Here is a 23,687-nt window from a genome sequence, read left to right as displayed (position 1 = left end):
ATGTTGTAATTGTAGGTCATTATTCTATTAATATCTTGTAATTTGTCCTCATAAGTAGTGTAGTTTTAGAAACAATTGTATAAATACCCCCTAAGGGCTAATTAGGGGTATATATTGTCTTAGATCAATAAATTGCGGAGCGAGTGATCACATATTGAATGGAGCTATGATTTTTGATGTGTGACAATACGATATCGCTGGCAAGTCATTTATCAATAGGAAGGCACTTTTGCTTATAAAACCGGTTTCATCTGTAACAAGTACGATAGCAAAATCTTTGCTCTCTATACTGCTGTTGTCGGTTGCTACGACTGGCTTTGCCATCTTTACTTTGGCTTCAAGTTTGAATGATGCGGAAGCGGTTAACGTGGCGGGTTCAATGCGAATGCAAAGCTACCGTTTAGCCCATGATATTCAAATAGAATCCGTCGATTACGAATCTCATATTCGTGAATTCGAAAGTTCTCTTTACTCGCCATCCATGACTAATTTGGTCAGTTGGAATGTTCCGACAGACATCACAGAAGATTACTATTTAATTATCGGCCGTTGGCATGAACTGAAACAGGTCTTAAATAGCGAAGAGCGCGATCATTATCTCGTGTTGGTTGAAAACTTCGTGGCTGAAATCGATGGCTTCGTTTATAAGCTACAAGAGTTCTCTGAAGACAAGTTAATAAAGTTAGCGTGGGCTGGTGGGATCGGCCTTGGTGGAATTCTGGTCATATCTCTTTTTGTTGTTCACTTTGTACGTAAACAAGTTGTTAAGCCACTCCATGCGCTCGTTGGTGCCAGCCAGCGGATCAAAAACAGTGACTTTGAGGTGGAATTAAAGGTCACGAATAACAATGAACTGGGTATTCTGACTAAGACGTTTAACTCGATGGCCAAAGATTTGGGCGTGCTCTATCGAAACCTTGAGTCAGTTGTCGACGCTAAGACGGTCGAGTTGCAAAACGCCAACCAATCTTTGCAGGCGCTTTATCACTCTTCACAAGAGCTCACGGTTACACGTATCGCGCCAGAAAACTTCCGAGCTATTCTGCAACACCTGGTCAGTCTAGAAGGAATAGAGTCGTTAAGGCTTGAGATAGCTGATAGTTCGGGTCGTTCATTGATTATGGACGAAGGGTATGATTCGAACTTGGACTATGAAAAGTTTGAAATGAAGTTGGATGATAACGAGCTTATCTTGGGCTATTTATATTGTTCATATCATCATGGTCATTCAACCAAGACGCTGATTGAGAGCTTTATCCAACTGTTATCACGAGCGATCTATTATAATCGCGCGCAGAAGAAAGCAGAACAGCTTATTATAATGGAAGAGCGTGCAACGATTGCGCGTGAACTTCACGATTCATTGGCTCAATCACTGTCGTATCTGAAAATCCAAGTGACGTTGTTGAAGCGTGTGATTGGCAAATTGCCAGAACAACAGCACCGAGAGCAATCTGAACAAATAGCGTCGGAAATCGGCAACGGTTTAGCGGATGCCTATACTCAATTACGAGAGTTGCTCACAACCTTTAGGTTGACCATAAAAGAGGGCAACTTCGGAGATGCTTTAAGCACCATGCTTGAAGAGCTCAGTGAAAGAACAGATGCAAAGATTAACCTAACCAATAATCTTTCATCCATAGAGCTTGATGCACACAGTCAGGTTCATTTGCTTCAATTGATTCGTGAAGCAACAATAAACGCAATAAAACACGCCAATGCCGACTTGATAGATGTATGCTGTATCGATGAGGAAGGTGAAGTATTCGTCGTGATTAAAGATAATGGAGATGGCTTTGACTCAAGTAGTTCTAAGATGAACCACTACGGGATGAGCATTATGCAGGAGCGTGCGGCAAGACTGAATGGCGACTTATCGATTGAAGCGGCTCAAGGTGAAGGCTGTACAGTCATATTGAAATATAAAAGTTTGAAGGAAGTTAAAGTTGACGATTTGTAAAGTAATGCTGGTTGATGATCATCCATTGATGCGCAGAGGTATAAGCCAATTACTGAGCTTTGAAGATGAATTCGAAGTGATTGCAGAAGCAAGTAACGGTACTGAAGCAGTCGCTCTTGCCCATGAAGAAGAACCTGACTTGATCCTATTGGATCTTAATATGAAAGGCATGTCTGGACTTGATACGCTGAAAGCACTTCGTACTGATGGCTCAAGCGCTAACATCGTTATTCTAACGGTTTCTGATAGCCCTGCAGACATTGAAGCGATTGTAAAAGCAGGCGCTGATGGCTACTTGTTGAAAGACACAGAACCCGATGAGTTAATTGAACTGCTAAAGCAAGCACACAGCGGTGACAAGGCTTACAGCAGTGTGGTTGCTCGTTACTTAAATGACGCTGGTAGCCGCAATGATATCTTCGACCAACTGACTGAACGCGAAATGCAAATCCTTCAAGAAGTCGCGAAAGGTTACCGCAATAAGCAGATCGCCGATCACCTGTTTATTTCTGAATCGACAGTTAAGGTACATATGAAAAGCTTGTTGAAAAAGCTGCAGGTGCCTTCCCGTACCGCTGCAACGGTTCTGTATCTAGAACGCTATGGTGAAATGAAGTAGGGCTTGTTTCTTTGAGATAACACTATTTCAAGCCTGACTGTTTATACATATCTCGATAGTTTTAACTATATTGAGAAAGTGATATTAAAAAAGGCGCTGAACTTATTAGGTTCAGCGCCTTTTTGTTTACGCATTTTATATCTAGATTATCATATCTGTTTTACTGAGAATTAAGCTGCCATTGGCACTAGAACAAGAGTACCGAAGATAACCGTAATAAGACCACAAATTACGGGTACAGAAGTACGTTTTACGACTTCAAATGGGCTGATTTTACCCATACCAGATGTCGCAACAATTACACCAGATACTGGTGAAATAGTACGGCCTAGGTTCGATGCTTGAAGCATTGGGATGATTAGGAACGCTGGGTTCAAGCCCATTTTCGCCGCTAATGATGGAGCTAGTTCTACGAATGCATAGAATGGCGCGTTACCAGAACCTGTCGCGATGGCAGCAGCCACCGTTAGACCCGTCAGGATAAGCATCAATGCAATGCCACCTGCGCCTGCAGATTCAGCAAGACCGATTAGGTTATCAATTGCACCGATAGACATTAGACCTTGAGCAAATACGCCCGCCGCAACCAACAGCATTACCACGCCTTTGAACGCGTCAGCCATGCCTTGGTAGCAAGAGTCTAGATCTTCTAGTGTTTTCTCGCCGTCAAACTTCTTAACAACGTAATCGATAACTGCGCCCACGAAGATAGAACCGACCACAATAGTGTAGATATCAAGTGACAGCCCTGGAATCGTACGACCGTTGAATAGGAAAACGCCGATGATAGGTAGGAATGGAAGTGCAGCGTAGAAAGCCGGCGCCGTTGTTTCGATTTCAGAAACGTCTACTTTTTCCATTGGTGTGTTTTCTTTCTTATCTAGGTATTTGTTCCAGAAGAAAGCCGCACCCGCCATCACGATGATCGCACAGATAGAAACAGGCAGTACCGTTTGCACAGCAAACACATCAAGAGACATGCCTGATTTTTCTGCCGCGATAACCACATCACCAGAGGTTGGTGAAAGAATGATGGCTGCAGGTGATGCACAAACTGCAACTGCCGCTGGGCGAGAAATACCCATTGCCGTCATCATTGGGAATAGGGTTGCCATCAATAGCACACCAAGACCCGTTGCAGAACTTACTGCTAGAGACATCAGACACGCTACGATGTAAGCCGCAACAAGAAGTACATAGGGAGATTTGATCGCAGCAAGTGGTTTAGAGAACTGCTTCACTACCACGTTGTTAGCGCCAATGTGCGTCATGTAAGAAGCAAAACCACAAAGAAGCATGATTTGCATGCCTAGGCCGCCCCCGCGGTATTGAAGCATGTACTTAACAAATTCTAGTGAGTCGGTAACCATGTTACCTGTTGAAGCGATTTTAGCTGGTAAGACTGTGTGACCAATAAGGCCGGTGATAAGAAGTAGGGCAAGGCCAGCAGTTAGTAATACACCCGCCGCTTTATAGCCTTTTACAATAAAGTAACCAACAGCAATAGTAATCACTAATCCGATCAAGAGCTCTAACATAGAAATCTCCACAAAGTTTAAAAAATATAAGAAAGTGTTTCAGAATATGACAATGAATGTACAGAAAACTGCACTGTGGCACGAGGCATAGTTGAGGTTGATATGATCTAAGACAAACATTTTTTTCGATGTTAATTGTGGTTGTAAATCGTGATTAACTACTGTTGTTTAGATGTTAATAAACAAATTTTGTGGCTTGTTAGAATATAACTTGGATCACCTTTAATTGTTCTAGTTGCATATGGTGGTGTTGTTTTATAAATCGTGAGTGTTTTTTGTACTTTGGAAGGGAACGTGTAACGAACTGGGTATTTATCGGAGTAAAGAGGTGAGAATCTTAGCTTTTAAGCTTACTTACATTTAAAGGTTACTTATGTTTAACGCCTACTTATTTCCCATAAGTAAGCGCTAAAACACAAGTTGGCACTCAAATATAATTAGGTTTAAAAATAGCGAGCGAGTTTAGTTTATATCAACGTCAGGAGTGTCATTTGAATACGTTGGCAGCTCAGAACAGATAACCTTCTTACAAAAATGAATCATCCCATAGCGAGTAATGAGTAAAAACTCTTCTCTATTCAATGGAATGTAAGGCATGGCGTCAGAAGATAGGGTAGACCCTTCACTTATCATCACCTTTTCGTAAAACGACAACTCGCGATTCGGGATGATTTGTTGGTGTTGGTTCTCATCCAGTGAGATGTCGTGTTGAGTGACAGAGTAAGCTCCCCATGACGTAAAGCCGACTTGCTGAGTCGATACGTACAATAGGTCATAACTGTCATTCTTCTTAAACTCGATGTTAATAGCAGACTGGTTATGAATCATATTATTGGACGGGTTAATAATTGATGCTGTATTGGCTAAATAATGCCCTTCAAGATGTGACTTGGGAATAAAGGTAGAAACCCAGCGGCTTTGTTGCGTAATTCAATGGAACTAAATCAAGAACCTACGATCTGATCAGCTACCTCCACCCTCTCTCGTAGCCCTATGCCTAAGCCTCGTTACAAAACAACCAACTGGAAGCAATACAACCAATCACTCATTAACCGTGGCTCTCTGACCTTTTGGATTGATGAAGAAGCAATATGCGGGTGGGCGCAAAGTAAACAGAATAAGGGCGGGAGGCCGCGTCGGTTCAGTGACTTAGCTATCACGACAGCACTCATGGTGAAACGAGTTTTTTCTATGCCATTGAGAGCGCTTCAAGGATTTATCGACTCGATATTTAGGTTAGCCAATGTACCGTTAAGTTGTCCGCATTACACCTGCATCAGTCGTAGAGCCAAGCAAGTTGAGGTTTCATTTAAGACTAAAACGAGAGGAGCGATACAGCACCTAGCTATTGATGTTACTGGCCTTAAGGTTTATGGCGAAGGTGAATGGAAAGTCAAAAAACATGGGACGGATGGCAAGCGTAGAGTCTGGCGAAAGCTTCATATTGCCGTCGATACCAACACTCATGAGATCATTGCCGCCGAGCTAAGTTTATCGAGGGTTACAGATGGAGAAGTGCTCCCTAACTTACTGAAACAAACACGCCGAAGTATCCTTGAGGTGTCTGGTGATGGCGCTTACGACACGAGAGCGTGTCACGCTGCTATTAAGATTAAGGGAGCCATTGCGCTTATTCCCCCAAGAGAAGGGGCAGCCTTCTGGGAGCGTGGTCACCCTCGAAATCTCGCCGTGGGTTGCCAGAAATTATACGGCTCAAATAAGTATTGGAAAGAGCGGTATGGATACCACAAACGTTCACTCTCAGAAACAGCGATGTATCGAGTTAAACAGTTGCTAGGAGGGAAACTGAGCTTAAGAAATTACAATGCCCAGGTGGGTGAAACTTACGCGATGATAAAAGCGTTGAACAAGCTTACTGGGTTAGGTATGCCTGAAACTTGTCGTATTGACTAAGAAATACGCGAAACGGGGTGGCTCTATCTCTAAACTTAATTACGCAACAAAGCCCTTATTAACCTGAATATTGATTTCTAGCAGGTGACCATTTTTATAGGTATTGAAGTTATGGTTAATCAGCTTAGTGTCGACTACCGCGGCGTTAATCGAGTTCTGCTGAGCTTCAGAAAGGGCAGACAGCTTTGATTCGCTATCGTTATTCAAAACGCCTTTCGACAACTGATTACCTTTGGCCCAGTAGCTGTAGTGTTGAACCCAACTTATAAACTCATTTTTGTATTGTTCGATGTCTTGTTCGGCGGCACGCTCAATATTGTTGGTGAGGGTGTACAACTTCGACTTGCTGCCCAACAGCATATCTAGCCAGTTAGGCTTATACTCATCGAGTGCTTCCATGGCTTTGACTTTATGATCGAATCGGACCGTTGGTATTGCCGGCGCAGGTTCCATCGCAATCGACTCCCAATTCATTTTTGGGGTTGGAATGGTATGCACGGATTGGATTAAGTGGAGGTGCTGATTGAATAAGCTCACTTCGCTTACCGCGTCCTCAAGTTGTTTGGTATTCATCTACATTCCTGCCGACTGTTTTTCTTGTAATTTGGCGCTTAGTTTATGGTCAAAGCGCGCGAACAGTATTTAAATGAATGTGAATGATCTTTCGTGAGGTTACTTGATATTGGTTTAGGAATATTTGGGCAGTGGAGAGTCTCGTTTCTGGTTGTTTAAGGAGTATAAATAGCGCGGAGAGAAAGGAATTTAATGAGCTCTAAAAAACCTAACACGTAAGAAAAACGAAACCCTGCGATCAGAGCAGGGTTTTTATTGAATAAGTACTGAGTGACTGGTTAAGCAATGTGCGTCATTTTATTAAGCACAAAGGTTTCAATACAACCTTCAGTCGCAGCCATGTACTCGGCGATGTGTTGGCTCGCTAAGTGTTTCTCTAGATGAGCTTCAGACTCCCAGTTCTCATGAAAAATGAAGTGAGCAGGGTTACTGTTGTCTTGGTGCAGATCGTAGTTAATACAGCCGTCTTCAACACGGGTTTTATCGATCAATTTAATCATCTCAGCTTTTACAAGCTCAGTTTTGTCTTCTTTAGAGACGATCGTTGCAATAATAGTCAGTTTGCTCATTTTCAATTCCTCGGCTTTAAACTCGATAAGTTCAAGTAATATAAGTATAAATTCAGAATGAAGAAAGAGTTCTGAAATCCAATAACTATGGTTCTTACCATCCACAATTCAAACTCGAGAGCATAAAGCCAAGGGCAAGCGGTCAAGCTTATTAAAAAAGCCCTCATAGCAATATGAGGGCTTTTGAATAAGAATCAAACTGTGTTGTTACTGGGGTGTTAAGCGTACTGTTTTACCTTAAGCGTATTGCTCAACCGTCATTGCCCAATTTTTCTTCTGTTGTTCAAAGTTCATCTTGATTTGCTGATAACGAACCTTAAGAACTGAATGTTCGTACTTCTTCACAACGTCTTCGCGCTTACTTTCAAGTAGCTGCTTTTTAACTTCGTAATACTCGTTCATGTTTGATACTAGAGCATCAAACTCTTGTTGAAGCTTCTCTGCGATTTGTTGCTTGTCGGCACGATGCATGATTTTTTGCTGGGTGCGTTTAAGTAACATTGACGCTTCAGCTTTCTCAATACGAGCTTGAGGGGTTTTCTTAAGCTTACTTGCCAGCCCCATCAACGAAGCACTCTTGATCAGCCACTTTGTTGGATCGTATTGCCACCAGTAGATGCCGTTACGGTAGTCGTTCTCAAAGATGTGGTGGAAGTTATGGTAGCCTTCGCCAAAAGTAAGAACCGCTAACACACCGTTATCACGGGCCGTGTTTTTATCGGTAAAAGGTTGGCTACCCCAGATGTGAGCAAGAGAGTTAATGAAGAATGTTGTGTGGTGATTAAGTACCAAACGAACAGCGCCTACGATTAACAACATGCCAATTACGTCACCGTAAATAACACCTAAAGCGATAGGAACACCGAAGTTCATTAGTAATGCCAACAGAACATAGTGTTTGTGCTGCCACATAACAATCTTGTCTTTTTTAAGGTCACGGCAGTTTTCGTAGTTTTCGTACATTGAAGTGCTGTAATTACGAATCATCCAGCCAATGTGTGAGTACCAAAACCCACGTTTTGCAGAGTATGGGTCTTTGTTGTTGTTATCGACATGCTTATGATGGACACGGTGATCAGAAGACCAGTGTAGCGCGCTGTTCTGCAGGGCAAATGCGCCACCTAAAGCAAACAGGAATCTTAGGCTTGAATGCGCTTCAAACGCTTTGTGTGACCATAAGCGGTGATAACCCGTCGTGATTGAAAGGTTACAGAACGTAAAGCAGATTGCTAGCCATATCCAGTGCTCCATGCCATAGCCAAAAAAGTAGCCATAAACGGGAGCAGCTACAACAGCAAGCAGCATACTAAAAGAGAACACAAAAATATTGAGCCAGATTAATGGCGGCTTTCTTGTAGATTGTTTGTCGGCACTATTCATTAGCAAATTTCCAATTGGGCTTACATCTGTGCGCTAGAATATCAGCGTACACGTGTAAGTCAATATTGAAAGTGTAAACGTGTATTAGTATGTTTTGCTTAAATATTGTATAAAGGTAGTGTGAAATGTAGTAGCAAGTCATAAATGGAAGTACTAAGGGCTAATAAATGGAAATTAAGGTAGCTGAATATAAAGATTATGAGCGGATTGCCCAATTACACGCGGATAGCTGGAAGCTATATTACCGTGGCATTCTTGCTGATGATTACTTAGAAAATGATGTTTTGGAGGACAGATCTGTTATTTGGCAGACTCGTTTGATTAATCCTCCTTTCAACCAACATGTTTTATTGCTTGAAGAAGGTGGTTTACTGGTTGGTTTCGTCTGCGCGTTTGGTAATCACAACTTTGAGCGTGGCACGTTCATTGATGCGTTACACGTAGACAATAATTATCGCGGTCGAGGTGTAGGCAAGCGTCTGTTGTCTGAATTATCGAAGTGGTTGCAGCAATACTATTCGGACTCAGGGCTCTACTTAGAGGTGATGTCTGAGAACCATCAAGCGATAGCTTTTTATGAAGCGATTGGTGGTAAAGAAGAACTAGAGCAAGTTTGGAACGCGCCATGCGGCAGCCAAGTGAACGAGAAAGTGATTTCTTGGAACTCTCCCGTTGAACTTGAACAGAAAACAGCAAGCGTCGTGTATTCTTAGTCGATTCTTGTGAGTACTTTTTATTTGCTGAGTAGCAGGTTCTTAACGAAGCTAATTTAAAGCAGAAGAACAAAGACAAAAGCCCTGAGTATTAAGTTGCTCGGGGCTTTTGTCTTTGGATCTGTGGTCGTTTTAATGATTCTCGAAGGAGCGTGAAATATTGGCCGACTAATCACACCATGTGATCTTATTCCTACCGCCTTTCTTCGAAATGTAGAGTGCTTGGTCAGCGTCGTCGATAAGCTGCTCGACAGAACCAAGGGCTTGAGGGGCATGTTTCACACCGATTGAAATTGTTACTTCTAATCTAAGGCGAGTAGGGGATTCTAAAAGGGCATTAACCAGCGATTCAATTGAAGCCTCGGTTTCTCCTTGGACCAGCACCAAAAACTCTTCACCGCCGTATCGAAAGCAGTTACTGCTAGTCGGTAGTCGTTTTTGAATCTCATCGGCCAGTTCTTTAATCACCATGTCACCCATTTGATGGCCGTAGGTGTCGTTAATCGATTTGAAATGATCAATATCTATCATGATCGATGTAATGGATCGCTGACGGTCTATGCTCGGTTCTATCACCTGATGAAGATAAAGGCGGTTGTAGCAGCCCGTTAGTGCGTCTTGATAGGAAAGGGCCTCGAACATATTAGATTGCTTGCGAAGCTGAATCGCTTGTTTGCGCAGTTGCTCGGATTGAGCGAAACGCTTGTGTACTTCCAAGTCACGTCTTATACAAGCCGCTGAGATCAGGATGTAAGCCGAAATATAAACGGAAATTGTTTCTATTTCATGCTCTGGCTCCACTTCATAAAGCAGTGGCGCAAGGCCGATGAGATAAGCCAAAAAGATAAACGACAGCGTAGATATACTGTATCTGGCTGACAATCTTGAAAACGTACCAATGTAGATCATCACTAAAATGATCCCACCTTGGTAATCGAAGTTGTTCAGCTCGATGGCTAGTCGACCGACATAGACCAAGAAAAGTGAGCTAATTACAAGGAAGGCACTTTCTACGAGTTCCAATACGTTGGGTTTGTTTGTAATACAGTATCTGGCGGCGGCCATCATCAATAAAAAAAGTATGACTCGGAAAATGATAGGCGTAATGCACTCGCTACCAAAGTGGATGTAGTCGGTGACGATAAAAGCACAGAATATTGAGATAGGGATGTAGATGAAATTTATGTACGGCAAATAAATTTCATTATCGAAATAGGTTTTAAATCTTTGATTCTTGAACCCAGAATAAGAGCGCATTGAGAAATTAGCCGAGATTGATACACAATAATTTGCGTAGTATGTCACAGTCTTTGGGATTGTAAACGACCATTTCTATAGATTTGTCAGTATGTTAGCTAGATCAACAAACGGTAGCGGGCAATATTCACGCTCTATTATCGATAGAGCGTGAATATCTAGAGGCTGGTGTAAGAGTGGTAAACAGAAATTAAAGCAGATTATAAAAACTAATCGCGATTAACGCTTGTTCTTCAAATAACGCTTACGACGCTCTTCTTTTTTCTTGATCTGTTGTTCGGCTTTCAGCGCAGCCGCTTCTTCAACTTCGATCAGCTCTTGTGTGATCATTTCTGGCAACTCAAGCGTTACCTTACCTAAAGTGCCATTACGCAATTCGTGAAGCAGGATTTCTGAACATTTGTGAATGTCGATATGACCACCGGCACGAAGTGCACCACGCTTACGGCCAATCGCTTCCATCAGCTCGATGTCAGACTCAGGCAGCTCTTCAATTTGGTAGCGCTCTTGCAAAAGGTTAGGGTACTGTTTTGCTAGGTACTCTACTGTGTAAAATGCCACTTCATCGTATTCCATTGCTGTATCTTTTACAGCACCTGTTGCAGCCAAGCGGAAGCCACTGTGTGGGTTTTCTACTTTAGGCCAAAGGATTCCTGGAGTATCTGAAAGGATCACGCCATTTTGCAGATTGATACGTTGTTGGCGACGAGTTACCGCAGGTTGGTTACCAGTAACCGCAATCGTACGTCCAGCCAAGCAGTTGATGATGGTCGATTTACCCACGTTCGGGATGCCCATGATCATTGTACGAATGTTTTTGCCCATCTGTTCACGGTGCGGTGCCAGTTTACGTACCAGCTCCATAACGTGGTTAACTTCTTCTTTTACGCTAGTCGTAATCGCAATCGCTTTAACGCCTTGCTCTTTCTCGAAGTGTTCAATCCAACGTTGAGTCAGTTCTGGATCTGCAAGGTCACGCTTGTTCAGCACTTTTACACAAGGCTTATCGCCGCGCAGTGAAGAGATCATTGGGTTTTCACTACTGAACGGGATACGAGCGTCCAGTACTTCGATGATCACATCAACTTGTGGGATAACTTCTTCGATTTCTTTGCGGGCTTTATGCATGTGACCCGGAAACCATTGAATAGACATAGAGATAAACCTTGATAAATATATTTGCTGCACATTGTAAGGGTTGGATGATACGTGTAAAGGTATATCTATCCCGACCTTCAATGAGCTCAGTAAGTTTGCTTGAAGTATAGGCGACTTGTTGATGCGCAGTTGTTGGATCTCAGAGCAGAAATTTGTTCACGGGAAACTTGCACCAAGCTTTGAAAGGGGACTTTCCTCAACTGCCATAGTGCTTGTTGGTAACTCTAATTTACTATTATCTTTGTATTGTGGTTATACCTTGAGCTTCATATCAGGTTGTATAATAGTCTCTAAACTATTGATAAAATATGCTTTTCTTATCGCTTCTTTGCGGTTTGTGACATTTATTTTTTTATATATATTGTATACGTGCGTCTTTACCGTACTTTCTGAAATAAATAGTTCGTTTGAAATTTCTGAATTTGAATCTCCTCTAATCACGCGCTTAAATATTTGAACTTCTCTTTTCGTAAGGCTAGATAGTATTACTTTTGACTTGAAAGTGTAATCGTGTCTATTAGATAGAATATGTGACATTAACTTTCTCGGTAGCCACAAATCGTCGTCACACACTGTTTTTAGACAACGGGTAAGGTGATCAACAGGAGCGTCCTGATAGATGATTCCTTTTATATTAAACAAGTGGAATAACTGCATTACGGTAATACTCTGTCCGGTAATGTCAGCAGGAACATCGTAGACTACCCATTTATTTGATTCTACTTTTGATAAAATGATATTGATATCTTCGATATTTGCTAATAGTAAGTAGCTAATAAGGATGACATCGAAAGTCTTACGGTTACTCGAGCGGCCAATGCTTGTCATACATTCTCTGCTAAAAGAAAAATCACTGTATTTTTCTATTTCGCGCTGAATAAACTGGTTGTTAATACCGTTGTCACCAATTAGGAGCATGTGCTTTAAATTATTTCTATGCATAACTTATCCCGAGCCTGGTAAATCAAGTTTTGATTCTATGACGTTGTGTTTTATAAAATTGAGCTCTGCGGCTTAATTTTTACATAATTGCATAATTATGGTTGCTGTGAAAGTCGAGGTTCAATAGAAATTTGTAATGTATCGTCATATTTCCCTCCTGGTTTGTTCTCTGTTTCACCAATGACAAAATTCAAAGGAATAGGTTGACCAATCGTTGCGGAAAGACGTTGAATTCTCGCATCCAGTTGCTCAAGGTTTATTCTGTCGCTATCGAGGGAAAGTTGGTATGGAATATCCCACTTAGTCTCATTAGATTCATGACGTAGCATTCCTTGATGGGATGATTCGAATACGATGGTATAAGCTGTATTGCTTTGAACCCATAGGTTAGGTGCAGAGCGAATAATCTTGTTTGAATATAATGTCCCTAGATCAAGGTCATAATGTTGTTGGGTCAATCCATAAAAATGAATTTTCGCAGCAGGCGGAACGTTAACCGATACCGGAATGGAACTAGGGCTAATTTCCACTTGTTTACTATCAGAGGTATAAGAAGGCGAGACTTCTAAAAGCCCTCGATAGGTTCCTGACGCTAACCATTGCTTGCTCGGAAATCGCATTTGTATCGTTGCCGAAGGGTGGCTATCGGTTATTGATAAGTGCCATTGATTAGCAACCGGCATGCCAATCTGCCCTGACCACTCAAAGTTGAGTTTGTCTTGGTTCGACCCTTTTAACGAGCGACTGGTATCGTTAAGCTGCAAAATTAAGCTTAACTCGCATGGTTCGCCAATTATGTTTGCATCTATTCGGTAAGTGTTAATTGTCGCGAATGTGCCTGCACTGAAAACATCATATTGTGATTTAGATGAGACGGGTTGAATAGTCAACGCATTAGCTTCACACGCAAATGCATAAGGCAGATGGTTTGTGGCGATGAGGAAAAAGGATCCCCAAAGTACGTGTTTATTCAACATATACATCTCCTAGTCTTATCAAGTTGTCACTGCGTTCACTGAGGGAAATGATGACTGACTCTTGTTCTTTAGTGTCTAGTACCAATTGATATTTACCTGGCTTTAATCCAGAGATTGCAAATATGCCGTTACGATTGGTAAAGAAGTCAATGGGCAACTGTTTTGCCTCACCAAGGTAATGTGCTACACCAGCGACAAGTGAAATAGGGTTGTTACTTTGACGATCGAATAGCTTGCCAATAACGGTTAATACAGCATCAGATCCAATCTGGAGTTGGAAGCCCCGTTTATAACCCGGCTTAATCCAAAAAGCGCCATCACCTAAGTCATACCCGGGCGGCAAGTTATCGACCTCGTAACTGATTACTTGGCCATTGTAAGCAACAAGGTCTGGGACCATAGCACTTGCATCTCCTTTAAGATAAACGCGTGCGTACTCACCGTCTCTTGCGGGATCGATAGCCACGTCATTCTCTTTCAGACTCTTATGTTTAGTGACAATCGCAAACGCTTCGCGTACTGGTCTGCCGACTGCCACAGATGAACCTGCAAAAGCAAGTGAACTACTAATAGTTACGTCGGTACTGTGGTTTCGTGTTTCACCACTAATTTCTTCAAGCCGCGAAGCGTGGGTCGCATTCAATTCATAACGGTTGGCCGTGTAGTTAATCCCAGCATCCATATCGGCATCCGTCTCTTCGTTAGTAATAACACTCGCAAACGCCGACACCCCTCCTGTGTTACCAATATTATTCTGATAGCTGTAATCTAAGGCGGCTTCATTGAGCTCTGTGGTGTAACGACCGACAACACGAGTTTGTCGACTAAGAGGCCAACTTATGGTGACAGTCGTGCTGATGTCATCGTCTTCGCTTGCGTTATGTCGATAGTTAACGCGTGCACTCCAGGTAGCGGGAGTATCAAACAGTCCGTCCGATAAACTCGGGCTAATCAGCCAATAATCGTTCTCTTTGTCTATTCCTGATCGGTAATTTAGGGTCATGGCGGCACGTAAAGACTGACCAAGGTAAATGGAGCTGAATGCAGACACATAATGAGTGGTTAAGTTGATATCGATATCGGAAGCATCAAACCCTGAGACCCCAGTAAAATTGTTGGCCAGATATTCATAACTAAAACTCAGTTGTGGGGGCAGAGTGTTGGTATTGGAAAACTCCGCGTCGAATGCAAATTTGTAAGCGTCGCCAGTTCCAAATGTAGGGTGTTCGCTACGAGAGGCAGTGAGTTCAGTGACGCCCCATATAGAAGCGAGTAACGCGGTGGCACCATATTGATAAAGATCTTCACGGGTTTGAAAGTTCGTACCCAACGTTAACCAAGGGCTAATACCCACATCAATATAACCATGGAAAATACGCTCGTCGGTTAGGTACTCTAGTTGTCCATTTTGTAATTCAGAAGGCGCTCCATACATGATGCTATATTCAAACTCACCGCTATTGAGCAAGTCGTTACCGGTTGCAATAGAAAACTCGATACGTTCTTCATTCCCGGAGCGGTCGGTGATGACGAGTACAATATCATTGCTACCTTGCGCCAGGGGGATATCACTAAGGTTATAGCTACCAGCGCCGAGGGTTAATCGTTGGACTGCGATCCCATCTATATAGACATCGACATTTGATGCCCTTTGAAGGGTGAATGATTGATTGGCTCGTGGTCGCGCATTTCTGGTTGGAATGAGTGTGAAATCTCGCGTTAACCCAATACCAAGTATGTCGGTACTGTCCTGAAAAGATTGACCACTGTTGTACATATCGCCGAGGACAAGTCGTGTGCCTTGCTCTGCAAAGTCAATATTAAGACGAGATCCTTCTCTTACGTATCTCGAATCTTGTGATGAGCTGTTTTCTAAATAGGATTCGTACTCAAAGTTTAGAAAACCAATGTTAAGTGCGGAGTCGAATTGACCGCGATAGAGATCTTGCCTTGACGAATTCTGGTCCACATATTGGGTCTCATTGGCTGAAAGGGCAAAGTTAACGTACCCACTTAATAAACTTGGTTCGGCATAGTTATAAAAATCATCTGCGCCGTTCATAGACAGTTGTTGGGTTAAGCTAAATTCAGGTGGTACCGTCACGATGCATTCTAATGATGAGAAATCGAAACTCAGATCTAATCCTACGCTCTCAAAATGATGCTGAGACAGCATCTCATCGTCTGTCGTGTCATTGAGTCTCGCAATACCTTCATGAGTTACGACGGAAGAAAGGAGAGAAAGCGTACTTTCCTTGGGTAACAAGATCTCGTTGTTTGCGGTAATGATAATGTCCGCTTCCCCCAGTATGGTGTCACTTATCCTCAGTAAAGAGGTAAGTTGAATATCTCGCCCTGTTGGATTCAAGACCATTTCCTGGCCCCAAGCTGCAGGGCTTAAGGCGGCACAATATAGAAGTACTAATCCCAAGACATACAAAACTCGCCACATCTTGTGATGGGTTTCAGTTTTCATGCCCATGGTAAGTGCCCATTGGTAAGTAATTTAAAGAAGAAGGGAAAGTAATAGTGGAGTGTGGTGGAATAAATTGCTCACCTAAAGCCGCATGTACTTTTTGGCTCTGAGATTCGAGCCCCGCAAAATTAAGTAACGATGTATCATAGACTGAACCTTAAGCATTAAGACCAGCATAAATCCCGTCTAACGTGATGTTTTTCTTTGACTTCCTCTGGGCGGACTTTTGTGCGTTCTTAAATATATAGCTAGAGGCCCATTCCAGTTTATTGCCTATTTCTGACCATGCCTTGTGGCTGATACATTCAAATATGGGCAACAGCCACACATCCACATTTTTTGCCGCCTTAAACAGCGAGACCGATGGCATTATCTGAAGCGCAGTACTGCGCCTGATGATCAGCGAGAGTAAACTGGCCCAGATAAGCCCATCAACGATGGCCTTTTGTGCGGTGACAAATCGTTGCCAGTTTGTGTGAGATTTTAATTCTTTAAAAAGCAACTCCACCTGCCATCGACAGCGGTAGATCGCCATTATGTCATCAGCAGTATAGGTACCTGAAGGCAAGTTAGTTAACCAAATACAGAATCGCTTTTCTTCGGCAAACCAACGTCTTACCACTCTAAATTCTTGCTTACCACTACGAACTTTAAGGTCGAGTACCTGTGAGCGATTAGTACCTCGAGTGATGTCTTTGAGCTTCTTTCCTTCTAGTTTAGATAAATGCCGGCCCTGACCGTTTCTCGCTTCTATAACATGAGGATTCAGGGACTTTGCTCCTCGAAAAATATAGAAACCACCATACAGTTCAAGCTCAGTAAAGAATTGGAAGTCAGGGTACCCTGCGTCAGCCAACAACAATTTGTTACTCATTGTTTGGGGGCGGGCAAAAGTCTCTTTCTGATGCTGTATCAGCGCTGATGCTCATTGCGACTGGAGAAAAGCTTTTTAAAGACATTGTCATATGGCATTCAACTGCGGCTGGATTGCGTTTAAATCGGCTCGGGTAAACGTTCGAAAGGTCACGATGAATGTGGAAAGAGCTACCATCTTGAAGCAGCACATCATCAAAGGTGGCGAGTTTATCTGGTAGGTTGGCACTCTGCTGGCGAGCAAACTGAGCTATCGCTCGCATGGCTAATTGGCGCATGAATATCGGAAATTCTTCTTTCTTAACTGGTTATGGTAGGGCTTATAAGCCACAGTATCTTTAGCGCTTAAGCACATCCCATTGAATTGCCTTAGTAAATCGGCAATAGATGAGCAGTTTCCTTTGCTCAAAGCGGCCACTAGGCTTACTACTAGCTGGTCGGGTAAGATAGCCCGACATCGCTTCATAAGTCCTGTACTTTTCGCCATTTTTTGAAGGCTATCAGCATTAAAGAATTGCTTAAACTGCTTTTGTAGGGAGATAATCGTCATCGGCTTCACGGTTGATATGGGTGGTTTGTTTGGCGACGATTATCTGATCATAAATGAAGCCTTTTTTCTATCTAAATAAATAGCTTAGAGCTTAAGATCCTGTCTATGAACGATGTATAGGTAAATCGTGACCCTGAATTAGTAAGTCTTAGCTTGCCTTGTTTATCTACGTGCAATTTCACGTCAGGTTTTAACGAGGATGAGTGAATGTGCAACAACGCATTGTAGTGAACTTGCAAATTGATACCGGTGGTTAAACCGATGGGCTTATCTATTCTTGCGTTGTTCTGTCCAATATTCACGGTACTGAAACGAATGAAATAACTTTGAGAGGTTTCGAGTGTTCTGTTTCCCAACCATTGTATACGGAAGACTTGACGTTCTCCGGGGGCTAACATCGCCGCTGGTGGAAACACAAACATCTCTTCACTCGCTAGATCAGATGTCTCGAATGTACCATCTGATAAGAAGTTCAAACGACGAACGTTAGCTTCAAGTGGGAGAGCTTGTGTTGAGTTGTTAGTCACAACCAGTTGAGATGCTGCCCGGTGATCGGTGTTGAGTTCGATGACGGTTGGAAACAGTGTTATGCCAAACGCTTGTGCACACAGAAAGCAAGAAATGAGCGCTCCCCAAATATAACGTCTCATTACTATTGATCCTGCTCTATTTCAATCGATAGGGTGTTTACGTCATAATTTTTAAGAGGCTGCATTTCAAAAAAACGCGTGGAGTAGGGAAGGACTAAAGTTCCCGGAATTCGTTTTGCGATTTCTACGCCTTTTAAATAGGTTGAATTTTTACCATCAGATATTTTCCATGTTGTATTGGTTAATCGACCATAACTATTACCACTGTTAAGTACTTCAAGAACCCATTTATTCCTTTTGTCATTTTGTTCGATACTTTTGACTTCTAGCTGAGAAGCCGTGTTCTGAGGTCGGACGTTGATAAGTGTATTAAATTGAAGCAAAAGGCTTACTTGCCCCTGATTGCTGCTAGCCCTTTGGACTTTCACTTGCTTAACAGCAATGCGATACGCCTTAGATTCTGTGATAGAAGGATCGCCTAAATACCGGACCATAATCGATTGTGATCGTCCAGGCTCAATAATTGCGGTCACTGGAATCACTAGTAGTTCATCATCAGCAGGAGTGGTGGTCTCTTTGCCATATTTGTCCATTGTCATGTAAACAGGTGACAGCTCAACCGTGAGTGGTTCTTGAGATGAGTTCTCAACCCTCATGGTCATTTGAGCTCTTTTGCCAAGCGGTGTCATTTCCATAGACATCGGCTCTACTTTGAACGCATGAGCAGACAAACAAGTGAATGACAATAGGAAAAGAACGATCCATTTATGCATGATCCATTTATACATAGCGAAGAGCTCCAAATTAAACTTATGTCGTTGAGATTGAGATTGAGATTGAGATTAAGTCGGAGGCCAAATAAAAGCCCCCGACTTATTAGCCTCTAATTCGAGGTGATATTTACGGTCAATGTATCTGAGTAACCACCTGCCCACGGCGAGGTTTCTGTCGTCACAATATCAATAGATGCGGCAACACCTGTCGCTAATGCTCCAGAACCGCCATAAGAGTTACTGATTGAAACATCATTTTGACCTGGACCCCCTGGTGCATTAAGCGTGAAAGGAGCTAAGCCTGACGGGTTGAATGTTGCATCATATGTAAGAGCGTAGTCTTCGCTATCGTCTGACTCTAGACCACCTTCAGCACTTGTTAGTGTTACCGTTGCACCATCGACGTCATTACACTTCATGTTAAGGCCACTAACAGAAAGGTTTTGAATTTGAGATACGTTACCAAAGTCCATCAATTGTGTTGAAAGACCAGTAACCTCACATACAGGTGAAACAAATCCAACTAACTGGACATCACCAGGAGCGGCTTGGACTTGAGCACCAAAAATAGCTGTGACTGTTGCTGCATAGAGTGTTAGCTTTTTCATTAGAAATTCCTTTATCTTAAATGATTTGCTCGAATACTGCTGAGCGTATGTTGTATCTGCAGATACATTGCAGAGATTTCACTTTGTCACGCTATGAATCGAAGGGTAAACTTCGATCTCAATAACGTCTTGATAATAACCTGCGAAACGCAAGCTATTTTCGAGTGCTACCCTAAGACTCCCATGTTGAGAGAACGGAATAACACCAGAACTGTCTATCATTACTGGTGAAGTAAGTTGACTGCTGTGCCTACTTTCATAAAGACGAATTTCGTCTATTTGTAATGACAAATTGTAACTTTCAATAATATCAACCCCTTGATGTTGATATTTTAAGCCTCCATTTTTTGAGTTGATTGTTATACCCAACGGACGGTTACAATAGATATTAAAAGGCAACGATTGCACATCATGGTGTTCCGTAAAATTCATAGTGTTGCCAGAAAAAAAGTTTATTTCGCATCGATCTTTGATCTGACCGCTAATTCCTAACGTTAAACTATTAGCACTAACATATAATGAGAATGGCATACTAAAAATAAACATGTAGACGATGAAGTTATGAAGGGTCCTAAATACTCTAACCATAATTTCACCTCTCAGCGATTGAATGTAACTTGTTGCTTAACTTTGAAAACTATATGTGCTTTAAAAAATGGTGAAGTAGTAAAAAAAGTTTATTATTTAAGAGAAGTATGAGTTTTAGTATGATTTTAACTTGAGGAGTAGAGGCTGAAGAATTAGATAATAATATTACATTCAATTAGATAGGTGTTTTCCGTTGAAGATTCTGGTTTACGAGGGCTTTTTATTTAATTGATAAAATTAGGGTTATGGTCGGCGTTGTTGATCAAATCAGCTTGAAGATCAACGAAGCCATATATGACTAGCCGTTAGCTTCTAACAGGCATACCTAGTCCTATGACTTTGTTTATAGCTTTGACATTCGCCATGATTTCTCCCACTTGAGCGTTGTAACATCTCAAGCTCAATTTACCGCTGGTTAGTCCTTTATATCGAGACATTGCGGTCTCAGATATTGAGCGATAGTGGTAACCAGACTCCGATTTCCACTCCGCTATTGTTCCATTTTTCAGAGCCTCTACAGCTTCGTTTCTGGGATGCCCATCTTCCCAAAGCGCCGCATTCTTTCGAGGCGGTATTAGCGGAATACAGCCTTTATTTTTCAGAGTCTCATGGCAGTTTTTAGTGTCATATGCTCCATCGGCAGATACGGCAATGACCTTTCTGCGTAGTGGATTGAGCAACGTCGGTAGCACTTCACTATCGCCAACATTTACAAGGCTGACTTCCGCACTAATCGTTTCGTGAGTATCTACATCAACAGCTAAGTGCAGTTTGCGCCATGTTCTACGTTTTTCTGCACCATGCTTTTTCACTTTCCACTCACCCTCGCCAAAGACTTTAAGACCAGTCGAATCAATGGCTATATGGCGAATAGCTCCTCTGGATTTATTACGATATTTGACCTGAACTGTCTTCGAACGTTTACTGATACAGGTGTAATCAGGGGATGTCAGCGGAACATCTAATAACTCAAAGATAGAGTCGATAAAGCCTTGAAGAGCACGCAATGGCAGAGAGAAGACCCCTTTAATCATCAAGGCGGTTTCAATCGCTGTATCAGAGTACTGAAAGCCTCTACCACGCTTGCCATGATGGGTTTTGCATTTCCATGCATCTATGGCTGAGTCATCTATCCAGAACGTAACCGAACCACGTTTACACAGAGCCTTATTATACTCCGCCCAGTTAGTAATCTTCTTTTTCGCTTTGCCCATGTCACCACCATTCTAATCATCACAAAGGATCAGATCGCAGATCTTGGAAAAGGTTCAACTGATTTAGGCAACAACGCCGTTATGGTCTACCGATGATGATTTGTATTGAACTTTCCGATGAGCCACTGTTTTTGGTGTCTTAAAATTGACAGTATTATTAAGTAAATAAGGATTTTGTAATTTGATTTTAATATGAATGTGTAATTGAAAATTTTATTAACGGAGAGTGATTACCTAAGCTGGTGGCAATTTATCAATTAAAATTAGATGTTTACAGAAGTATAATTAGGAATGATGTAATCTGTTTCTAATTACCGCATGCGTGTTGATTAAAAAATTAACTGTTGTAGCTGAATTATTTATCTTCAGCGACCATTCAATGTTCTATTTCATTAATGCAAGTCAAACTTGAGCGGTAATAGAATGCTGAAATGTGGGGAATGATTCTTAGAAGGTATTCACATAGGCCAAAACGAGATCGCGTTCTGTTCCAGTCAATTTAGTGTGCTTATTAGAAAACTCGTCTGTGTCGAGAAGATGATTTACTGTGGAATTGTTGAATGAATTTTTTGAAAGACTAAAGCTTGTCACAGGAAGCTTTAGTCTTGATTACGGTAGAGGCTAATCTCATTAAAGAGTTAAAGCGCATTTTCCAATTCAGTGAGGAATCGAGAAATGTCTTCTGCGCTAATGTCACGGTGAGTGACAAAGCGCACTGGGTTCCCTGGTGACATCGTAATTCCCTGTTCGCCCAGTTCGCGTGCGATTCGGTTGATATCCACAGACTCATCTAACTTAGCAAACACAATGTTAGTTTGAATAAAATCAGGGTTAACAGAAAAACCTTCTAGCTTGTTTAAACCAATCGCTAGGTTTTTTGCGTTCTCATGGTCTGCTTTAAGCTGAGTCACGTTCTCTGTTAGAGCCATTTTACCCGCAGCCGCAAGAATACCAGCTTGGCGCATACCGCCGCCGACCATTTTGCGCAGTCGACGTGCTTTGGCGATGTATTCTTTGCTGCCAAGAAGTAGTGAACCGATTGGAGCGCCTAAACCCTTCGATAAGCAAATCGTCATAGAATCGAAGTGTTGTGCGATCTCTTTGATGTGCACGTCTAATGCTACTGCGGCGTTATAGACGCGAGCGCCATCTAGGTGCATTTGAAGTCCGTGTTGGTTTACGAACTCACGCGCTTCCTCTAGATAAGACATCGGCAGTACTTTGCCATTGATCGTGTTTTCTAAACTAAGAAGCTTAGTGCGAGCAAAGTGGCTGTCATCGGGCTTAATTGCAGCGGCAAGCTTTTTAAAGTCCAATGTGCCGTCTGGGTTGTTCTCGATTGGTTGAGGTTGAATAGAACCAAGTACTGCAGCGCCGCCAGCTTCGTATTTGTAGTTGTGCGCCTGCTGGCCACACAGGTATTCATCACCACGCTCACAGTGCGCCATCAAACCAAGTAGGTTGGCTTGCGTACCTGAAGAGGTGAACATAGCGGCTTCAAAGCCAGTTTCTTTGGCTGCCCACTGCTCAAGCTCGTTTACTGTTGGGTCATCACCATATACATCATCACCGACTTCTGCGCTTGCCATTACATCGCGCATTGCTTGTGAGGGTTTAGTTACGGTATCAGAACGAAAGTCCATGTTTCTCTCCTAGAGTACTTTAGGTAGCCATATAATTGGCTATAGATGGCCACATAATTGGGCTTTGCTTAAACAAGCGATAGTTTTGGTATCGGTGATTTGATCGTGTCGTATTTTATCGTGCAGTTCTTCTAAACTCAGTTCGATCACTTCTATTACTTCATCTTCATCGCATTCAAAGCGGGTAGTGAGGCTTAAGTCTTTCGCGACAAACAGATGTTGTATCTCATCACAGAAGCCAGCTAAAGGGGTGACTTGCCCTAAGCTTTGAAAAGAAGTTGCACTGTAACCTGTTTCTTCTTCTAGCTCTCGTTGGGCACATTGAAGAGGTGTCTCATCTATTTCCATCGTGCCTGCGGGTAGTTCTAAAAGCCATTTTTTAAGAGAAGGGCGAAACTGGTTTATGAGGATGATTTTTCCAGACGAAGTGATAGGAAGAATAACTGCCGCGCCAGGGTGGTTGATTGTTGTATGTTTTACCACGACGTTCGTAGGGAGCGTCACGTTCTCTTCTATGAGAGAAATACTTTTCCATTTATGGATAACTTTACTCATGCAGTCTGGCCACATTCCTTGCCAATTTTTCGTATAACGGAAGACGTGCACCACCATAACGTCTATGGTGTCGAAAATAAAAGAAAAATTAGGTTTCGCATTAGATTTAGTTTCACGCCGTTCGTGATGTTACTCTCATAATTGGAATCTATGATTGCGCCAAAATTACCGACGTAACCATCTGATATAAATGCAACTCAATAATAAAATACACTTG

At 42.3% G+C, this 23,687-nt stretch carries 19 protein-coding genes and 4 pseudogenes; 4 read left to right on the top strand and 19 right to left on the bottom strand.

Annotated elements, in window-relative coordinates:
* The first annotated feature begins 229 nt into the window (after positions 1-229).
* Both narQ and OCV19_RS19145 read left to right on the top strand, forming a co-directional pair.
* Positions 230-1,960, top strand: a complete 1,731-nt coding sequence (gene narQ / locus OCV19_RS19150; protein ID WP_065675421.1) for a nitrate/nitrite two-component system sensor histidine kinase NarQ — start codon at positions 230-232, stop codon at positions 1,958-1,960.
* A complete protein-coding gene (locus OCV19_RS19145; protein ID WP_008219279.1) occupies positions 1,947-2,579 on the top strand; it encodes a response regulator in 633 nt (210 codons plus the stop codon). Before narQ ends, OCV19_RS19145 begins: the two co-directional genes overlap by 14 nt.
* 170 nt (positions 2,580-2,749) lie before the next feature.
* Here OCV19_RS19145 and dcuC read toward each other — a convergent pair whose 3' ends face one another.
* Positions 2,750-4,117 carry an anaerobic C4-dicarboxylate transporter DcuC gene (gene dcuC / locus OCV19_RS19140; protein WP_029405584.1) on the bottom strand — a complete coding sequence of 456 codons (1,368 nt, stop codon included), beginning with the start codon at positions 4,115-4,117 and terminating at the stop codon, positions 2,750-2,752.
* Positions 4,118-4,579: 462 nt separating this feature from the next.
* On the bottom strand, positions 4,580-5,047 hold the full coding sequence (locus OCV19_RS19135) for a hypothetical protein (protein ID WP_065675422.1): 468 nt from the start codon (positions 5,045-5,047) through the stop codon (positions 4,580-4,582).
* A gap of 63 nt (positions 5,048-5,110) precedes the next feature.
* Here OCV19_RS19135 and OCV19_RS19130 point away from each other — a divergent pair, with 63 nt between their 5' ends.
* Complete coding sequence (locus OCV19_RS19130; protein WP_065675423.1) at positions 5,111-6,031, top strand: IS5 family transposase; 921 nt, start codon at positions 5,111-5,113, stop codon at positions 6,029-6,031.
* Positions 6,032-6,085: 54 nt separating this feature from the next.
* Here the strand turns inward: OCV19_RS19130 and OCV19_RS19125 are convergent.
* From OCV19_RS19125 to OCV19_RS19115, 3 genes and pseudogenes are all read right to left on the bottom strand, one after another.
* Positions 6,086-6,604, bottom strand: a pseudogene (locus OCV19_RS19125) (hypothetical protein); the annotation flags it as partial.
* Between the two features lie 278 nt (positions 6,605-6,882).
* A complete protein-coding gene (locus OCV19_RS19120; RefSeq protein ID WP_065675424.1) occupies positions 6,883-7,173 on the bottom strand; it encodes a putative quinol monooxygenase in 291 nt (96 codons plus the stop codon).
* Between the two features lie 237 nt (positions 7,174-7,410).
* Positions 7,411-8,553, bottom strand: coding sequence for an acyl-CoA desaturase (locus OCV19_RS19115; RefSeq protein ID WP_065675425.1), 1,143 nt, complete (start codon positions 8,551-8,553; stop codon positions 7,411-7,413).
* A 167-nt stretch (positions 8,554-8,720) separates the two neighbouring features.
* Between OCV19_RS19115 and OCV19_RS19110 the strand changes: the two genes are divergently transcribed.
* Entirely contained in the window at positions 8,721-9,266 is a 546-nt protein-coding gene (locus OCV19_RS19110) for a GNAT family N-acetyltransferase (RefSeq protein ID WP_048613495.1), read from the top strand.
* A gap of 168 nt (positions 9,267-9,434) precedes the next feature.
* Here the strand turns inward: OCV19_RS19110 and OCV19_RS19105 are convergent, their stop codons facing one another.
* From OCV19_RS19105 to OCV19_RS19040, 14 genes and pseudogenes are all read right to left on the bottom strand, one after another.
* Positions 9,435-10,460 (bottom strand): GGDEF domain-containing protein, encoded by a 1,026-nt coding sequence (locus tag OCV19_RS19105; RefSeq protein WP_164091088.1) that lies wholly within the window; start codon positions 10,458-10,460, stop codon positions 9,435-9,437.
* A 282-nt stretch (positions 10,461-10,742) separates the two neighbouring features.
* Positions 10,743-11,678 (bottom strand): ribosome biogenesis GTPase YlqF, encoded by a 936-nt coding sequence (ylqF, locus tag OCV19_RS19100; RefSeq protein WP_029405588.1) that lies wholly within the window; start codon positions 11,676-11,678, stop codon positions 10,743-10,745.
* Positions 11,679-11,933: 255 nt separating this feature from the next.
* Positions 11,934-12,623: a helix-turn-helix domain-containing protein gene (locus OCV19_RS19095; protein WP_065675426.1), complete on the bottom strand. Its 690-nt coding sequence runs from the start codon at positions 12,621-12,623 to the stop codon at positions 11,934-11,936.
* 95 nt (positions 12,624-12,718) lie between these two features.
* The gene (locus tag OCV19_RS19090; protein ID WP_050634209.1) at positions 12,719-13,600 is read right to left on the bottom strand and encodes a hypothetical protein; all 882 of its coding nucleotides are present in this window, start codon (positions 13,598-13,600) and stop codon (positions 12,719-12,721) included.
* Positions 13,590-15,974, bottom strand: coding sequence for a fimbria/pilus outer membrane usher protein (locus tag OCV19_RS19085; RefSeq protein ID WP_065675427.1), 2,385 nt, complete (start codon positions 15,972-15,974; stop codon positions 13,590-13,592). Before OCV19_RS19085 ends, OCV19_RS19090 begins: the two co-directional genes overlap by 11 nt.
* A gap of 91 nt (positions 15,975-16,065) precedes the next feature.
* Positions 16,066-16,218, bottom strand: a pseudogene (locus tag OCV19_RS19080) (molecular chaperone); the annotation flags it as partial.
* A 15-nt stretch (positions 16,219-16,233) separates the two neighbouring features.
* Positions 16,234-17,499 (bottom strand): annotated as a pseudogene (locus OCV19_RS19075) (IS4 family transposase).
* A gap of 104 nt (positions 17,500-17,603) precedes the next feature.
* Positions 17,604-18,149: pseudogene (locus OCV19_RS19070) on the bottom strand (molecular chaperone); the annotation flags it as partial.
* A 2-nt stretch (positions 18,150-18,151) separates the two neighbouring features.
* The gene (locus tag OCV19_RS19065; protein WP_048613484.1) at positions 18,152-18,877 is read right to left on the bottom strand and encodes a fimbrial biogenesis chaperone; all 726 of its coding nucleotides are present in this window, start codon (positions 18,875-18,877) and stop codon (positions 18,152-18,154) included.
* Between the two features lie 95 nt (positions 18,878-18,972).
* Positions 18,973-19,470: a hypothetical protein gene (locus tag OCV19_RS19060; protein ID WP_065677675.1), complete on the bottom strand. Its 498-nt coding sequence runs from the start codon at positions 19,468-19,470 to the stop codon at positions 18,973-18,975.
* A 78-nt stretch (positions 19,471-19,548) separates the two neighbouring features.
* Positions 19,549-20,073 carry a hypothetical protein gene (locus OCV19_RS19055; RefSeq protein ID WP_240508230.1) on the bottom strand — a complete coding sequence of 175 codons (525 nt, stop codon included), beginning with the start codon at positions 20,071-20,073 and terminating at the stop codon, positions 19,549-19,551.
* Positions 20,074-20,363: 290 nt separating this feature from the next.
* Positions 20,364-21,272: an IS5 family transposase gene (locus OCV19_RS19050; RefSeq protein ID WP_261875676.1), complete on the bottom strand. Its 909-nt coding sequence runs from the start codon at positions 21,270-21,272 to the stop codon at positions 20,364-20,366.
* Positions 21,273-21,910: 638 nt separating this feature from the next.
* The gene (gene ltaE, locus OCV19_RS19045; RefSeq protein WP_065677669.1) at positions 21,911-22,915 is read right to left on the bottom strand and encodes a low-specificity L-threonine aldolase; all 1,005 of its coding nucleotides are present in this window, start codon (positions 22,913-22,915) and stop codon (positions 21,911-21,913) included.
* 39 nt (positions 22,916-22,954) lie between these two features.
* The gene (locus OCV19_RS19040) at positions 22,955-23,470 is read right to left on the bottom strand and encodes an NUDIX hydrolase (RefSeq protein WP_050620708.1); all 516 of its coding nucleotides are present in this window, start codon (positions 23,468-23,470) and stop codon (positions 22,955-22,957) included.
* Positions 23,471-23,687 lie beyond the last annotated feature (217 nt).

It is taken from the genome of Vibrio celticus (genome assembly GCF_024347335.1).
GTDB classification, from domain to species: Bacteria; Pseudomonadota; Gammaproteobacteria; order Enterobacterales; family Vibrionaceae; genus Vibrio; species Vibrio celticus.
Note: the sequence above shows the minus strand (reverse complement) of the source record. Positions and strands in the feature narration are given on the sequence as shown.

Coding starts and splice junctions, on each gene's coding strand:
- dcuC (WP_029405584.1), bottom strand. CDS start 4,117: ATGTTAGAGCTCTTGATCGGATTAGTGATTACTATTGCTGTTGGTTAC.
- OCV19_RS19130 (WP_065675423.1), top strand. CDS start 5,111: ATGCCTAAGCCTCGTTACAAAACAACCAACTGGAAGCAATACAACCAA.
- OCV19_RS19120 (WP_065675424.1), bottom strand. CDS start 7,173: ATGAGCAAACTGACTATTATTGCAACGATCGTCTCTAAAGAAGACAAA.
- OCV19_RS19115 (WP_065675425.1), bottom strand. CDS start 8,553: ATGAATAGTGCCGACAAACAATCTACAAGAAAGCCGCCATTAATCTGG.
- OCV19_RS19110 (WP_048613495.1), top strand. CDS start 8,721: ATGGAAATTAAGGTAGCTGAATATAAAGATTATGAGCGGATTGCCCAA.
- ylqF (WP_029405588.1), bottom strand. CDS start 11,678: ATGTCTATTCAATGGTTTCCGGGTCACATGCATAAAGCCCGCAAAGAA.
- OCV19_RS19095 (WP_065675426.1), bottom strand. CDS start 12,623: ATGCATAGAAATAATTTAAAGCACATGCTCCTAATTGGTGACAACGGT.
- OCV19_RS19090 (WP_050634209.1), bottom strand. CDS start 13,600: ATGTTGAATAAACACGTACTTTGGGGATCCTTTTTCCTCATCGCCACA.
- OCV19_RS19085 (WP_065675427.1), bottom strand. CDS start 15,974: ATGGTCTTGAATCCAACAGGGCGAGATATTCAACTTACCTCTTTACTG.
- OCV19_RS19065 (WP_048613484.1), bottom strand. CDS start 18,877: ATGTATAAATGGATCATGCATAAATGGATCGTTCTTTTCCTATTGTCA.
- OCV19_RS19060 (WP_065677675.1), bottom strand. CDS start 19,470: ATGAAAAAGCTAACACTCTATGCAGCAACAGTCACAGCTATTTTTGGT.
- OCV19_RS19050 (WP_261875676.1), bottom strand. CDS start 21,272: ATGGGCAAAGCGAAAAAGAAGATTACTAACTGGGCGGAGTATAATAAG.
- ltaE (WP_065677669.1), bottom strand. CDS start 22,915: ATGGACTTTCGTTCTGATACCGTAACTAAACCCTCACAAGCAATGCGC.
- OCV19_RS19040 (WP_050620708.1), bottom strand. CDS start 23,470: ATGAGTAAAGTTATCCATAAATGGAAAAGTATTTCTCTCATAGAAGAG.